We start from the raw sequence: 14130 nt of genomic DNA, 5'->3' as shown, positions 1-14130 counted from the left end.
CCCCATGATTCCATTTAATGCGCCACCGATAGTCGGAACCGAAATCGAATATATGCAGTCAGCCATGACCAGCGGCAAACTGTGCGGCGATGGCGGCTTTACCCGCCGCTGTCAGCAGTGGATGGAGCAGCATTTCGGCAGCAAAAAAGTGTTGCTGACGCCCTCCTGTACCGCTTCGCTGGAGATGGCCGCGATATTAATTAATATCCAGCCCGGCGATGAAGTGATTATGCCGAGCTACACCTTTGTTTCGACTGCCAATGCCTTTGTGCTGCGCGGTGCCACCATCGTGTTTGTCGATGTGCGCCCGGACACCATGAATATCGATGAGACGCTGATTGAAGCAGCTATCACCGAAAAAACACGGGCTATCGTTCCGGTGCATTACGCTGGCGTGGCCTGTGAAATGGACGCGATTATGGCGCTGGCGGAACGCTATAAGCTGTTTGTGATTGAGGATGCCGCGCAGGGCGTGATGTCGACTTACAAAGGTAAAGCGCTTGGCAGCATCGGCCATATTGGTTGCTTTAGCTTCCATGAGACCAAAAATTACACTGCTGGCGGTGAAGGTGGCGCGACGCTGATTAATGATGCCGCGTTGGTTGAGCGCGCTGAAATTATTCGTGAAAAAGGTACGAACCGCAGCCAGTTCTTCCGCGGTCAGGTGGATAAGTACACCTGGCGCGATATCGGTTCGAGCTATCTGATGTCGGACTTACAGGCCGCCTGGCTGTGGGCGCAACTGGAAGCGGCGACGCAGATTAACCAACAGCGCCTCAGCCTGTGGCAGCGCTACTATGATGCGCTGCAGCCGCTGGCTGACAGCGGACGCATTACGCTACCTGCCGTTCCGGCTGACTGCCAGCAAAACGCCCATATGTTTTACATTAAACTGCGCGACCAGCAGCAGCGTCAGGCGTTAATTGACTGGCTGAAAGAAGCGGAAATCCTGGCGGTGTTTCACTATATTCCGCTGCATTCGTCACCGGCGGGCAAGCGCTTTGGTCGTTTTGCTGGCGAAGATCGTTTTACGACGGTGGAAAGTGAGCGCCTGTTGCGCCTGCCGCTGTTTTACAATTTGTCTGACAATAACCAGCATACGGTTATTAACTCGCTGCTGAGCTTCTTTTCCTGATATGTCACTGGCCAAAGCCTCAGTGTGGACCGCAGCGTCGACACTGGTAAAAATCGCTGCCGGATTGCTGGTGATAAAACTGCTGGCGGTATCGTACGGGCCGAGCGGCGTCGGGCAGGCGGGTAACTTCCGTCAGCTGATCACGGTACTGGGGGTGCTGGCGGGTGCTGGCATCTTTAACGGTATTACCAAGTACGTTGCCGAATATCAGCAGCAACCTGAGCAGCTGCGGGCGGTTACCGGTACTGCATCGACCATGGTGCTGGGCTTCTCGACGCTGCTGGCGGTTGTTTTTCTGCTGGCGGCAAAACCGATCAGTATCGGTCTGTTTGGCCATGCGGATTATCAGCAGGTGATTCGGATTGTAGCGTTCCTGCAAATGGGCATTGCCTGGGCCAACCTGTCGCTGGCGATCATGAAAGGTTTTCGCGATGCGCGCGGCAACGCGCTGGCGTTGATACTTGGCAGTCTGATTGGAGTGGTGGCCTATTACGCCTGCTACAGGGTTGGCGGCTATAGCGGTGCGCTGGTCGGGCTGGCACTGGTTCCGGCGCTGGTGGTGGTGCCTGCGGCGCTGCTGCTGGCAAAACGCGATCATCTGCCGATGCGCTATCTGCTACCACAATGGCACGGTGAACTGGCGCGTAATCTCGGTAAATTCACCCTGATGGCGCTTATCACCTCGGTAACCTTACCGGTGGCCTGGGTGATGATGCGTAACCTGCTGGCGGCGCACTACAGCTGGGAAGAGGTGGGGTTATGGCAGGGGGTGACCAGCATTTCTGATGCCTATCTGCAATTTATTACCGCTACTTTTAGCGTCTGGCTGTTGCCAACGCTGTCACGGCTGACAAATAAAGCGGAAATTTCAGCGGAAATTCTTCGTGCGCTGCGCTTTGTTATTCCGGCGGTGGCGGCGGTCAGTTTCTGCGTCTGGCTGTTGCGTGATTTTGCCATCTGGCTGCTGTTTTCCAGTGAGTTTAGCGGCATGCGCGATCTGTTTGCCTGGCAGTTGCCTGGTGATGTGCTGAAAGTCGCTTCTTATGTCTTCGGCTATCTGGTTATCGCCAAAGCGTCACTGCGTTTCTACATTTTAACTGAAATCAGCCAGTTTATTTTACTCACGGCATTTTCACGTTTATTGATTCCGCTACAGGGTGCAACCGGGGCGGCGCAAGCCTATCTGGCAACCTATGTGGTTTATTTTGCGCTGTGTTGCAGTGCTTTCATCATTTATCGTCGACGAGTATGACTAAACTGATTCACGTATTGGGATCGGATATTCCCCATCACAACCTTACGGTGCTGCGCTTCTTTAATGATGTTTTAAGCGTCAGGCAGCCGAGCGCCGATGCTCGTCACTTTATGGTGGTTGCCCGTGACAGCAGTGCGTTCGCTGAGTTTAGCGCACTGAATATCGAGCTGTTTGCCAGTAAAAAAATGCTGGCTCAGGCGGTTATCCAGCGGGCGCAGCAGCGGCAGACGCGCTTTTTCCTGCACGGTCAGTTTAATCCGCAGCTGTGGCTGGCGATATTGCGTGGGAAAATAACCTCGTCGCAGGTGTACTGGCATGTCTGGGGCGCTGACCTGTATGAAGAGTCATCCAGCCTGAAGTTCCGGCTGTTTTACCTGATGCGCCGCTGGGCGCAGGGCAGGGTCGGCCATCTGTTTGCCACCCGCGGCGACATTAACCATTATCATCAGCGCCATCCCGATACGCCTTCATCGTTGCTCTACTTCCCGACGCGTATGCAGGCTCAGGCACCGCAAAACGATGAAACCGGGCGGCCTTTTACCGTGCTGGTAGGCAACTCGGGCGATGCCAGTAATCGCCATATTGAGGCGTTACAGGCACTGCATCAGCAGTTTGGTGACAGAATAAAAGTGGTGGTGCCGCTGGGCTATCCAGCGAATAATCAGCAGTACATCGACCGCGTGCGTCAGGCGGCAGAGGCGCTGTTCAGCGCTGATAACTTGCAGCTGTTAACCGATAAGCTGGAGTTTAACGACTATTTACAGCTGATTGCCCGCTGCGATCTCGGTTACTTTATATTCCGCCGGCAGCAGGGAATTGGGACGTTGTGTTTATTGATTCAGGCCAACGTGCCTTTTGTGCTGAGCCGTGAAAATCCGTTCTGGCAGGACTTAACCGAGCAGCAAGTACCGGTGTTGTTCAGCGGAGATCTGCTGGATGAGAGAATGGTAAAAGAAGCGCGCCGACAGTTAAGCCTGCTGGATAAGCCCCGTATCGCCTTTTTCGATCCGGCGTTTATTGCCGGCTGGCAACAGGCGTTAACCCTGGCTGAAGGGGAAGCCGTATGAATCTGATGCAGTTTAGTGGTTTGCTGGTGGTGTATTTGCTGTCGGTCGGATTCATTCTCACGCTGACTTTTCGTGAGTTTCGCCGTGTACGCTTCAACTTTAACGTCTTCTTCTCGCTGCTATTTTTACTGACCTTTTACTTTGGTTTTCCGCTGACCTGCATTCTGGTGTTCCAGTTTGACGTCAACGTGGTGCCGGCAGAAAACTTGCTGCAGGCGATGCTGGCGGCCAGCTGCTTCTATGGCATCTATTACGTCAGCTATAAAACCCGTTTGCGCGCGGCAGATCGTCCACCACGGCGGCCGGTGTTCAGCATGAATCGTGTTGAAACCCATCTCACCTGGATGCTGCTGGCGCTGGTCGCACTGGGCACCGTTGCGGTGTTCTTTATGCACAACGGTTTCCTGCTGTTCAGGCTGCATGCTTACAGTCAGATCTTCTCCAGTGACGTTTCCGGTGTGGCGCTGAAGCGCTTTTTCTACTTCTTTATCCCGGCGATGCTGGTGGTCTACTTCCTGCGGCAAGACTCGCGCGCCTGGCTGTTTTTCCTCGTCAGCACCGTGGCATTTGGCTTGCTGACCTATGTGATAGTTGGTGGCACGCGTGCCAATATCATCATCGCCTTTGCTCTGTTCCTGTTTATCGGCATTATTCGCGGCTGGATTACGCTGTGGATGCTGGTGGTCGCCGGGATGATGGGAATTGTCGGTATGTTCTGGCTGGCGCTGCGTCGCTATAACCTCGACGTCAGCGGCGCTGAAGCGTTTTATACCTTCCTCTATCTGACTCGCGATACATTTTCGCCGTGGGAAAATCTTGGCCTGTTGCTGCAAAACTACGACAAGATTGATTTCCAGGGGCTGGCGCCGATTGTGCGCGACTTTTACGTGTTTATACCCAGCTGGCTATGGCCCGATCGTCCGGGCATTGTGCTGAACAGTGCCAATTACTTTACCTGGGAAGTGCTGAACAACCATTCCGGGCTGGCGATTTCACCCACGCTGCTTGGCTCGTTGGTGGTGATGGGCGGCGCGGCATTTATCCCGCTCGGCGCGGTGGCGGTCGGTATGATTATCAAATGGTTCGACTGGTTGTACGAACTGGGCAAGGCGGACAGTAATCGCTACAAGGCGGCTATCCTGCAAAGCTTCTGTTTTGGCGCAGTGTTTAACATGATCGTACTGGCCCGTGAAGGTGTTGATGCCTTTGCCTCACGCGTGGTGTTTTTCTGCATTATTTTCGGTGCCTGCGTGGTGTTAGCGAAACTGCTTTACTGGTTATTTGATCGTGCAGGATTGATTCGTCAGCGCTTTATGCGTGCTGCGGCTCATCCGGTAATACAACAATAAATTCTCTTCCGGCGCAGTCGCCGGTTTGAAGTAAGGGAAATGTAATGAACGTCACCTCTGCTGCGCCGCAGTATCAAATTCGCGGTTTGTCGCTGTATGGTTTTCGCGATATGACGCAATGCCTGGATTTTCTCTATGGCGATGATCGGCTTAAAACCGGTACGCTGGTTGCTATCAATGCAGAGAAGGTGCTGACTGCGGAAAGCGATGTCGACATGCACAAGCTGATTGATGACGCAGAATATAAATACGCCGATGGCATCAGTATTGTTCGTTCTATCCGCAAAAAGTATCCACAGGCGCAGGTCACGCGCGTTCCCGGCGCAAATCTATGGGAAGCGCTGATGGAACGCGCCGGACGTGAAGCAACACCGGTATTTCTGATTGGCGGCAAGCCGGAGATTTTGGCGCAAACTGAAGAGAAGTTACGTCGCCAGTGGAACGTCAATATTGTTGGCAGTCAGGATGGATACTTTGCCCCGTCCGACCGCGAGGCGCTGTTTCAGCGTATTCGCGACAGTGGCGCAAAAATTGTCACCGTCGCCATGGGGTCGCCAAAGCAGGAAATACTGATGCGCGATTGCAAAGCGTTTTGGCCTGAGGCGTTGTATATGGGGGTGGGGGGCACCTACGACGTGTTTACCGGTCACGTGAAGCGTGCGCCACAGGTTTGGCAGAATCTGGGCTTAGAGTGGCTGTATCGCCTGATTCTGCAGCCGAGCAGATTACGTCGTCAGCTCAGACTGCTGAAATATCTCAACTATCATTATCGTGGTCAGCTGTGATTTTTTCATCTGCCTGGCTGAATCACGCTTAATTAACCGGCAAAAAGCGTTAAAAACGGCTGTTGTTTCGACGGAATGCACAAAGCGTAAGCAAACGCGTTTTTTTTGTGAAAAAGCACTGGACAGTATCGGCTCACATCCGTAGTATGCACATCCGCAACGGCGCTACGCGCCCGTAGCTCAGCTGGATAGAGCGCTGCCCTCCGGAGGCAGAGGTCTCAGGTTCGAATCCTGTCGGGCGCGCCATTTACTTTGTGCGCAAGAGCTGCGGTGGTATTATTATCGCGTTTCCGGTAGTTAAGTAGTACAGGCAGTAAGATGTGGTGGCTATAGCTCAGTTGGTAGAGCCCTGGATTGTGATTCCAGTTGTCGTGGGTTCGAGTCCCATTAGCCACCCCAGATTTTGTAAGGTATGCGAAGGTGGCGGAATTGGTAGACGCGCTAGCTTCAGGTGTTAGTGTCTTAACGGACGTGAGGGTTCAAGTCCCTCTCTTCGCACCACACAAAATCTTTGAGTTGTGAGCAGTACATTTCGGCGAGTAGCGCAGCTTGGTAGCGCAACTGGTTTGGGACCAGTGGGTCGGAGGTTCGAATCCTCTCTCGCCGACCATATTTCGAAACCCCGCTTTTTAGCGGGGTTTTTTGCGTCTGGCGTTCGTCCGGCGCTTCCCACCGGGAATATTCCTGGCTCTGCGATAAAAAACCTTTATTGTCTCAATTCGGAGACGTTTAACTTACTGTTTATTCATGTTTTTTTTTACTTTTTGCTCTCGATGTCGTTATTTGGCGACAAGAATCCGCTCTGTTGTAGCGATTTAGCAACAGCTGCAGAGGATGTTCTGGCAGCATAAAAATTATTTATACGATTAAAATTAGTCAGTTATTAAGTAATTTTTAGTTCTGGCACGGAATGTGCAATACTGACGATGTAGATGCTCATTCCACCTCTTATGTTTGCTTATGCTTCATAAACCTGGGAATGACGCGGAGCCATTTTACGGTGCCAGTTGTCCAGCCAGCCAATATCGTGTTTCACCTTATTGGATTCACAGGACATCACGTTGAGTCTGGTACCAATCGGTTGTCTTACCGATCTGATATTTACACCTGCCATTTTGGCAGGTGTTTTTTTTTGCCTGAAACCGGGGTAGTAGGATAAAAAAAGGGGCGGCGAAAAACGCCGCCCCTCAGGGTCTGCTATCGAAACGGCGGTATTAACGCCGTTTACGCGCTCAAGGATTATTCTTCAACGTCAGCAGTAGCCCGTCACGTCGCATCTCTGCCGCTTCTTCCGGCTTATGCTGGCGATCAAGGCTGTCAGCCAGCCATGCATAATCAAAAGCATCAGGACGCTGTTTCAGCGCTTCACGGAACGCTTCACTGGCCTGTTGCCACTCACCATGCTTCATCAGTAGCTGTCCCAGCGTGCTGTGCAGCAAAGGCGTTGCACCGTGTTGTTTGATCTGCTGGCGCAGCGCTTTTTCCAGCTGCTCCGGATTGCCGGTTTTCAGACGCGGCATCAACAGCACCAGACGCTCGTCATACTGGCGTTTCAGTCCTTCCAGTACAATGGCCTGCGCAGTGTCATGATCGTCGCACTCGATCAGATGATCTGCCATTGCCACCTGCAATGCCGTTTCATGGCGGGTTTTACGGCTCTGATTTTGCCACCAGCTCTTCAGGCCTTCACTGCCCTGATCGGCCATCGCCTGATTCATCAAACCTAACCACGCCTGCTGTTGCAGCGCGCTGCGGTGCGCTTCATCATTGACCTGCGCTTTCTCCATCGGATGAAGAATATCCAGCAAAGAGCCCCATGCGCCGGTGCGCAGATAAGCCTGTTCCGCCAGGCGCAGCACTTCCGGATGGCGTGGAGCCACTTCCAGCAGACGATCGATGCCGTGACGCGCCGCATGATCTTCATTTCGTGCCAGCTGAATACGCACACGGGTGATCTCAACCGGCAGCTGATCGCCTGCCGCCAGTTCTGATGCGCGCTCCAGATGCTGATTGGCTCGCATTTCATCACCGCGTTGCTGGGCCGCTTCCGCCGCCAGCAGATAGTTCACCACCGGTTGCTCGGCATGGTCAGCATTACGTGACAGCAGTTTTTCAACCTGTTTGTAATCGCCTTCCGCCAGCTTCAGCAGCGCAGCCTGTGTCTGTTTGTGCGCCCGGTTGCGTTTGCGACCGAGGAACCAGCCACGCGTTTTGGCACCGGTGCGGAAGATGCGGCGCAACAGCCATTCCACCGCGAGGATCACCAGCAGCGCGAGGATCAGGATGATCGCCAGCCCGGTCACGCTGGTTTCAATATTCCAGTTATCGGTCTGAATCAGTACGTATCCCTGATGACCTGCGATCATCGGGCCAATTACCACACCGGCAATCAGCAGAAGAAAAAGCAAAAGTACTTTAAGCATGCTTATTCTCCCTGCTGCTGCTGCTGCTGCTGATCGCCTGACGGCTGCGCCAGCAGATTGCGCACTCGCGTTTGCATCAGTTTATCCAGCATCGGTTGGCTCTCCAGCGTGTCCGGCACGTCCATTGCAATCGTCTGCTGGCTTAATTCGTCCAGCTGGTTCAGGAAGGCTTTGGTACTGGCATCGTTGGTGTCATACCAGGCGCGAACCCAGGCTGAGACGGTATCAATCGACTGTTTGTAGATCTCATTCTGATGGCGCGGCACGGCCTGTGCGGCAATCAGCAGGCGCGAGCGAATATTTTCACGCAGATAGACCTCCTGATTTGGTGCCAGCAGCGGCTCCGCCGTATTATCCCGGCGGCGGACGGTAATAAAATCATCCATAAATTTGTGCCAGCTTTTCACCAGATTCTGACGCCACTCACGCAGCGACGACGATAGCTCGCCGCCATCGGCATCCATAGGTGAGTCGTCGTTATCGTTATCCGCCAGACGTAAATCATCCACGCTGTTCGACAGCTGGTTAAGCTTCAGAATGATACCGTCGTAATCCACCTGGCTGACCGCCGACAGGTTACTGATATCCTGAGTCAGCGCGCGACGCACTTCGATCAGGCTCGGATCATTCATATCGGCCAGGCTGGCGTCGGCACTTTTCAGCAGCGCAGCGGCGGTGGTGACATCCTGATCGCTCCACAGTTTGCGGCCTGCCAGTTTCACCAGGTAGTCCGCCTGCGCCAGCAGCCAGGTACGCGCATCGTTGCCGGAAATCGTGGTGACTTTTTCCTGTAGCTCATCCAGCTGCTTATCGCTGGTGGCTTGCCGATCGCGTGCGGCCTGCAATTCGCCAGTTTGCATCTTGAGCTGCTCGCTCAGCTGCTGCTTGTCATTATTCGCCTGCTGTTGCAGTGCGGCCAGTTGATCGGCCAGTGCCTGATTGGTCTCCGTCTGGGCCTGAGCCTGGTGTTTAGCATTAATATAAAGCCCAGTGCCCAGGGCAAGCGCGATAACAATCGCCACGGCACCCAACGCCGTACCGCTGTTTTTTGGCTTGCGCGGCGGTTTTGCTTCCGGTGACGTGGTTGCTTCTACCGCTGGGGTGGTCTCTTCAACCATGGCGGAGGAATCTTTTTGTTCCGTCATTGTGGCACATCCCATTTTAAAGTTTATTGTAACGAGCGCAGCAGCGCGTCGTTATCGGCCCCATCGGCTACCGTAATATCCTGCCAGCCAAACTCCCTGGCCAGGGTAGCCAAACGTTCACTGACGACCACCAGTCGACAGCGTAATAACCATTCCTGACGATCGATATCGGGGAACAGTGAATAGAGTTGTTGCAGCATTTCGCCACTGGTCACAACCAGCGTATCAATGCCGCGATCGCGCCAGCGTCGGCCTTCATTCAGGCCATCGTAAACTTTGGCACAGCGCTGATAGCATTCGCAGAACGTCACTTCTGCACCGCGCTCTGTTAGCGTTTCAGCTAACAGCTCACGCCCGCCATTGCCGCGTAAAATTAACGCCCGCTTGCCAGCAACCTGCATTAAAGCCGGCAGCTGAATCAGCACTTCACTGGTTTCACGCTGATGGGGATACTCCACCGGCAAGCCGCTGACGGTATGCATCAGCAGTGCAGTAGTGCGACCTATAGCATAATAGTCCAGGCTGGCAGGCCATGTTAATTCGTGCTGACTGATTATTGGCTGAGCATAGTGAATCGCATGCTGAGACAAAATAAACAGCAGGTCACCCGCTGACAGTTGGCTCAGCAGCTGTGGCAGCCGGTCGAGATCGCGGCCAGGCGTAAATTCAATCAGTGGCAGGCTCCAGGCAACCTGTCCCAGCGCGCGCAGGCGGCTGACCAGCTCTTCGGCAGCAGGTGATGGACGGGTTACCAGAATCGTCATACCGGCGGATTTCCCTGATAAACTTCAGCTAAAATATCGCGTGCGCCGTTATCCAGCAGCTCTTCAGCCAGTGAGATACCCATTTTTTCGGCATCCGCTCGCGGGCCACGACGCTCACCGCGAATCATCTGTTTGCCATCCGGCGAACCGACCAGCCCACGCAGCCACAGATCGTCGCCTTCCAGTACCGCGTAGCTGCCGATTGGCACCTGACAGCCACCTTCCAGTCGGGTATTCATGGCGCGTTCAGCTTTGACGCGTACCGAGGTATCGTCATCATTCAGCGCTGCCAGCAGGGTGATGGTCTGCCGATCGTCAAGACGGCACTCAATTCCGACCGCGCCCTGACCGACGGCTGGCAGTGACTCTTCTGCCGGCATGGCATGGCGAATCCGATCGGTTAATGCCAGGCGCTTAAGTCCGGCCACCGCGAGAATAATCGCGTCATAGTCGCCCGCATCCAGTTTAGACAGGCGGGTACCGACGTTGCCGCGCAGCGAGCGGATCACCAGATCCGGGCGACGCGCGCTAAGCTGACACTGACGACGCAGGCTGGAAGTGCCGACAATCGCGCCCTGCGGCAGCGCATCAACCGAGTCATAATGATTTGAGACAAAAGCATCCAGCGGATCGTCACGCTCACAAATGCTGACCAGCCCCAGCCCTTCCGGGAAGTCGACCGGCACATCTTTCATCGAGTGCACCGCAATATCGGCACGGCCTTCCAGCATCGCCAGCTCAAGTTCTTTTACGAATAATCCTTTACCACCTACTTTAGCAAGTGGCGTATCCAGTATCACATCGCCGCGGGTGACCATGGGGACCAGCTCAACGCTAAGCCCCGGATGGCAAGCCATCAGGCGCTGCTGAACATAATGTGCCTGCCATAAAGCGAGCGGACTTTGCCTGGTGGCAATTCTTAAAATTTTGTCTAACATGCTTCTTACCGTTTTGATCGTTCATTGATTATCCTATCATTGATACGGGAATGCTGTCAGTTTCAACGGTTTTTAACCGTGGGGCAGGGATGAGCTAAAGATGAGTAAGGTTAATTGACTGTAAAACGTGCTAAACTGTGTGTAGCGCAACTTTCTTTACGGTCAATCTGCCAGGTGTTAGATTGATCACGTTTCCAGCAATTATTCGCCCGAATACTTCTAAATCAAGCGGCGGATGCCGGAAACTGGGTTTGTTTAAAACACTGGGACAATCAGGCGAGACGTCTTGTACCTCTACATTGAGACACTGAAACAGAGACTGGATGCCATCAATCAGCTGCGCGTCGATCGTGCACTGGCTGCCATGGGCCCTGCTTTCCAGCAGGTATACAGTCTGCTGCCAACCTTATTACATTATCATCACCCGTTGATGCCGGGTTACCTTGAAGGTAACGTTCCACATGGCATCAGCTTTTTCACGCCTGATGAAAGCCAGTTAAGCTATCTCAATGATTTAGAAGGTAAATCTGGCACTGCTGCCGCATTGCCCGTAAAAGGTGAACGACCAATAACCGGTGTTTACTCAATGGGCAGCACCTCGTCGGTGGGCCAGAACTTCACTTCCGATCTTGATATCTGGGTGTGTCACCAGTCGTGGCTCGATAATGAAGAGCGCCTGCGCCTGCAAAAAAAATGCACTCTGCTGCAAAAGTGGTGTGCATCGATGGGTGTCGAAGTCAGCTTCTTCCTGATTGATGAAAACCGTTTTCGCCATAACGAAAGTGGCAATCTTGGCGGTGAGGATTGCGGCTCGACTCAGCATATCTTATTGCTGGATGAATTTTATCGTACTGCGGTACGCATGGCCGGTAAGCGTATTCTGTGGAATATGGTGCCGGGCGAAGAAGAAGAGCATTACGATGACTATGTCATGTCGCTCTATTCGAAGGGCGTACTGACGCCAAATGAATGGCTGGATCTTGGTGGTCTCGGCACGCTGTCGGCGGAAGAGTACTTTGGTGCCAGCCTGTGGCAGTTATACAAAAGTATCGATTCGCCCTACAAAGCGGTGTTAAAAACCCTGCTGCTGGAAGCCTATTCCTGGGAATACCCGGACACCAAACTGCTGGCGATGGACATTAAGCAGCGCTTGCACGATGGCGAAATCGTCTCGTTTGGCCTTGATCCTTACTGCATGATGCTGGAACGCGTCACCCACTATCTCACCAGTATTGACGACCATGCGCGTCTCGATCTGGTGCGACGCTGTTTCTATCTGAAGGTGTGTGAAAAGCTGTCGCAAGAGGGCGCTAATGTAGGCTGGCGTCGTGAAATTCTCAGCCAGCTGGTAAAAGAGTGGGGTTGGGACAATGCGCGTCTGGCAGTGCTCGACAGCCGTGCCGACTGGAAAATCGAGCGGGTACGTGAGGCCCATAACGAACTGCTGGATGCGATGATGCAGAGCTATCGCAATCTGATTCGTTTCGCCCGCCGTAACAACTTAAGCGTCAGCGCCAGCCCGCAGGATATCGGCGTGCTGACCCGTAAGCTGTATGCCGCTTTCGAAGCATTGCCGGGTAAAGTGACGCTGGTTAACCCGCAGATCTCGCCGGATCTCTCCGAGTCGCATCTGACCTTTATCCATGTGCCGAATGGCCGCGCCAATCGCGCTGGCTGGTATCTGTATAATCAGTCGCCGGATATGGGATCGATTATCAGCCATCAACCGCTGGAATATAACCGCTATCTGAATAAGCTGGTGGCGTGGGCGTGGTTTAATGGTTTGCTGACCGAGAAAACGCGTCTGCATATTAAAGGCAATGAGACCTGCGATTTGGCGCGTTTGCAGGAGCTGGTGGCCGATGTGTCACACCACTTCCCGCTGCGTTTGCCGTCACCAACGCCAAAAGCACTCTACAGCCCGTGTGAAATTCGTCATCTGGCGATTATCGTTAACCTGGAGTACGACCCGACTGCGGCCTTCCGCAATCAGGTTGTGCACTTCGATTTCCGTAAGCTGGATGTATTCAGCTTTGGTCAACAGCAGCAGTGTTTAGTCGGCAGTATCGATTTGCTGTACCGCAACTCGTGGAATGAAGTGCGTACCCTGCACTTTAATGGCGAGCAGGCGATGATTGAAGCGCTGAAAACCATTCTCGGTAAAATGCATCAGGACGCGGCACCGCCGGATGCAGTAGAAGTGTTCTGCTACAGCCAGCATCTGCGTGGTTTAATCCGCACCCGCGTGCAGCAGCTGGTTTCGGAATGCATTGAACTGCGCCTGTCCAGTACCCGTCAGGAACCGGGGCGTTTTAAAGCGCTGCGTGTTGCCGGCCAAACCTGGGGCCTGTTCTTTGAGCGTCTTGGCGTATCGGTGCAGAAACTGGAAAATGCCGTCGAGTTTTACGGCGCGATTTCCAACAACAAACTGCATGGCTTGTCGATCAAGGTAGAAACCGATCAGACACGTCTGCCAGCGGTAGTGAATGGCTATGCCAGCGAAGGGATTATTCAGTTCTTCTTTGAAGACACCCACGACGACCACGGCTTCAATATCTACATTCTTGATGAAAGTAATCGCATTGAGATCTATCACCACTGTGAAGGCAGCAAAGAGGAGCTGGTGCGCGATGTCAGCCGCTTCTACTCGTCGTCACACGACCGCTTTACCTACGGCTCAAGTTTTATCAACTTTAACCTGCCGCAGTTCTATACCATCATTAAAGCTGACGATCGTCTGCAGGTGATTCCATTCAGAAGCCAGACCCTGACGCAGTTATGCGCTACCGCCCCGGACAATGACCACACCGATTACGCTGAGCGTATGCAGATGCATTGATCGGCTATCGCCCATCGTGCTTTCCTGTTTTTGTTAACTGGCTGAACCACACGGCAGGCCGGTATCTGCTAATCTTCTGACGAAATTGCGACCGCGACGGCAACATCGAATCGCCAATTCCTATTGCTTTTCGGAGTTCACCTGCGATGATAAGCAACCAGTAAGCATCAATCATGAGCAGAATGATAATGAACAAAACGATATGCCAGCTGGCGATGGCGCTGGCGTTAGCGAGCCTGGTTGGCTGTGGCTTAAAAGGCCCGCTGTACTTCCCACCGAAGGAGCAGCCAAAGCAGGATCAGCAAGCAACGCAGCAGCCTGCGCAGCAGAGCACGCAGAATTCAGCGGTTACTCCGCCGGATGGTCGCGATCAGAATCCAACCACTACTCAGCCGAGTATGTAACTGACTCTATAACCTATGGCGCATCC

Annotated in this window: 11 protein-coding genes and 4 tRNA genes; 11 read left to right on the top strand and 4 right to left on the bottom strand. The window is 53.5% G+C overall.

Features of this window, described 5'->3' with window-relative positions; translation table 11 throughout:
* Positions 1-4: 4 nt before the first annotated feature.
* The 9 genes from rffA to RIN69_RS21335 all read left to right on the top strand — a co-directional run bounded on the left by rffA (position 5) and on the right by RIN69_RS21335 (position 6201).
* Complete coding sequence (rffA, locus tag RIN69_RS21375; RefSeq protein WP_313854413.1) at positions 5-1135, top strand: dTDP-4-amino-4,6-dideoxygalactose transaminase; 1131 nt, start codon at positions 5-7, stop codon at positions 1133-1135.
* 1 nt (position 1136) lies between these two features.
* A complete protein-coding gene (wzxE, locus tag RIN69_RS21370) occupies positions 1137-2387 on the top strand; it encodes a lipid III flippase WzxE (RefSeq protein WP_313854411.1) in 1251 nt (416 codons plus the stop codon).
* Positions 2384-3457 carry a TDP-N-acetylfucosamine:lipid II N-acetylfucosaminyltransferase gene (locus RIN69_RS21365; RefSeq protein WP_313854409.1) on the top strand — a complete coding sequence of 358 codons (1074 nt, stop codon included), beginning with the start codon at positions 2384-2386 and terminating at the stop codon, positions 3455-3457. The genes wzxE and RIN69_RS21365 overlap by 4 nt, the downstream gene beginning before the upstream one ends.
* Entirely contained in the window at positions 3454-4806 is a 1353-nt protein-coding gene (gene wzyE / locus RIN69_RS21360) for an ECA oligosaccharide polymerase (RefSeq protein WP_313854408.1), read from the top strand. The genes RIN69_RS21365 and wzyE overlap by 4 nt, the downstream gene beginning before the upstream one ends.
* 44 nt (positions 4807-4850) lie before the next feature.
* A complete protein-coding gene (gene wecG / locus RIN69_RS21355; RefSeq protein WP_313854406.1) occupies positions 4851-5591 on the top strand; it encodes a lipopolysaccharide N-acetylmannosaminouronosyltransferase in 741 nt (246 codons plus the stop codon).
* 169 nt (positions 5592-5760) lie between these two features.
* A tRNA-Arg gene (locus tag RIN69_RS21350) sits at positions 5761-5837 on the top strand.
* 77 nt (positions 5838-5914) lie between these two features.
* A tRNA-His gene (locus RIN69_RS21345) sits at positions 5915-5990 on the top strand.
* 15 nt (positions 5991-6005) lie between these two features.
* A tRNA-Leu gene (locus RIN69_RS21340) sits at positions 6006-6092 on the top strand.
* Between the two features lie 32 nt (positions 6093-6124).
* Positions 6125-6201 (top strand) — tRNA-Pro (locus RIN69_RS21335).
* Between the two features lie 622 nt (positions 6202-6823).
* On the opposite strand, the gene hemY is transcribed toward RIN69_RS21335, so the two are convergent.
* The 4 genes from hemY to hemC are packed head-to-tail and all read right to left on the bottom strand — an operon-like array spanning position 6824 to position 10861.
* Positions 6824-8014, bottom strand: a complete 1191-nt coding sequence (hemY, locus tag RIN69_RS21330) for a protoheme IX biogenesis protein HemY (RefSeq protein ID WP_313854404.1) — start codon at positions 8012-8014, stop codon at positions 6824-6826.
* 2 nt (positions 8015-8016) lie between these two features.
* Positions 8017-9159, bottom strand: a complete 1143-nt coding sequence (gene hemX, locus RIN69_RS21325; protein WP_313854403.1) for a uroporphyrinogen-III C-methyltransferase — start codon at positions 9157-9159, stop codon at positions 8017-8019.
* A gap of 23 nt (positions 9160-9182) precedes the next feature.
* The gene (hemD, locus tag RIN69_RS21320) at positions 9183-9923 is read right to left on the bottom strand and encodes a uroporphyrinogen-III synthase (protein WP_313854402.1); all 741 of its coding nucleotides are present in this window, start codon (positions 9921-9923) and stop codon (positions 9183-9185) included.
* Positions 9920-10861, bottom strand: a complete 942-nt coding sequence (hemC, locus tag RIN69_RS21315) for a hydroxymethylbilane synthase (RefSeq protein ID WP_313854401.1) — start codon at positions 10859-10861, stop codon at positions 9920-9922. Before hemC ends, hemD begins: the two co-directional genes overlap by 4 nt.
* Positions 10862-11147: 286 nt before the next feature.
* Here hemC and RIN69_RS21310 point away from each other — a divergent pair, with 286 nt between their 5' ends.
* Positions 11148-13700 (top strand): class I adenylate cyclase, encoded by a 2553-nt coding sequence (locus RIN69_RS21310; RefSeq protein ID WP_313854400.1) that lies wholly within the window; start codon positions 11148-11150, stop codon positions 13698-13700.
* A gap of 188 nt (positions 13701-13888) precedes the next feature.
* Positions 13889-14104 (top strand): LPS translocon maturation chaperone LptM, encoded by a 216-nt coding sequence (gene lptM, locus RIN69_RS21305; protein WP_313854399.1) that lies wholly within the window; start codon positions 13889-13891, stop codon positions 14102-14104.
* Positions 14105-14130: the final 26 nt, after the last annotated feature.

This window comes from Winslowiella toletana, assembly GCF_032164335.1.
Lineage (GTDB): Bacteria > Pseudomonadota > Gammaproteobacteria > Enterobacterales > Enterobacteriaceae > Erwinia > Erwinia toletana_A.
Note: the sequence above shows the minus strand (reverse complement) of the source record. Positions and strands in the feature narration are given on the sequence as shown.

Bases quoted from the DNA above. Each gene is read 5' to 3' on its own strand.
- hemC (WP_313854401.1), bottom strand. From the start codon at position 10,861: ATGTTAGACAAAATTTTAAGAATTGCCACCAGGCAAAGTCCGCTCGCT.
- rffA (WP_313854413.1), top strand. From the start codon at position 5: ATGATTCCATTTAATGCGCCACCGATAGTCGGAACCGAAATCGAATAT.
- wzyE (WP_313854408.1), top strand. From the start codon at position 3,454: ATGAATCTGATGCAGTTTAGTGGTTTGCTGGTGGTGTATTTGCTGTCG.
- hemY (WP_313854404.1), bottom strand. From the start codon at position 8,014: ATGCTTAAAGTACTTTTGCTTTTTCTTCTGCTGATTGCCGGTGTGGTA.
- hemX (WP_313854403.1), bottom strand. From the start codon at position 9,159: ATGACGGAACAAAAAGATTCCTCCGCCATGGTTGAAGAGACCACCCCA.
- wecG (WP_313854406.1), top strand. From the start codon at position 4,851: ATGAACGTCACCTCTGCTGCGCCGCAGTATCAAATTCGCGGTTTGTCG.
- RIN69_RS21365 (WP_313854409.1), top strand. From the start codon at position 2,384: ATGACTAAACTGATTCACGTATTGGGATCGGATATTCCCCATCACAAC.
- hemD (WP_313854402.1), bottom strand. From the start codon at position 9,923: ATGACGATTCTGGTAACCCGTCCATCACCTGCTGCCGAAGAGCTGGTC.
- wzxE (WP_313854411.1), top strand. From the start codon at position 1,137: ATGTCACTGGCCAAAGCCTCAGTGTGGACCGCAGCGTCGACACTGGTA.
- lptM (WP_313854399.1), top strand. From the start codon at position 13,889: ATGAACAAAACGATATGCCAGCTGGCGATGGCGCTGGCGTTAGCGAGC.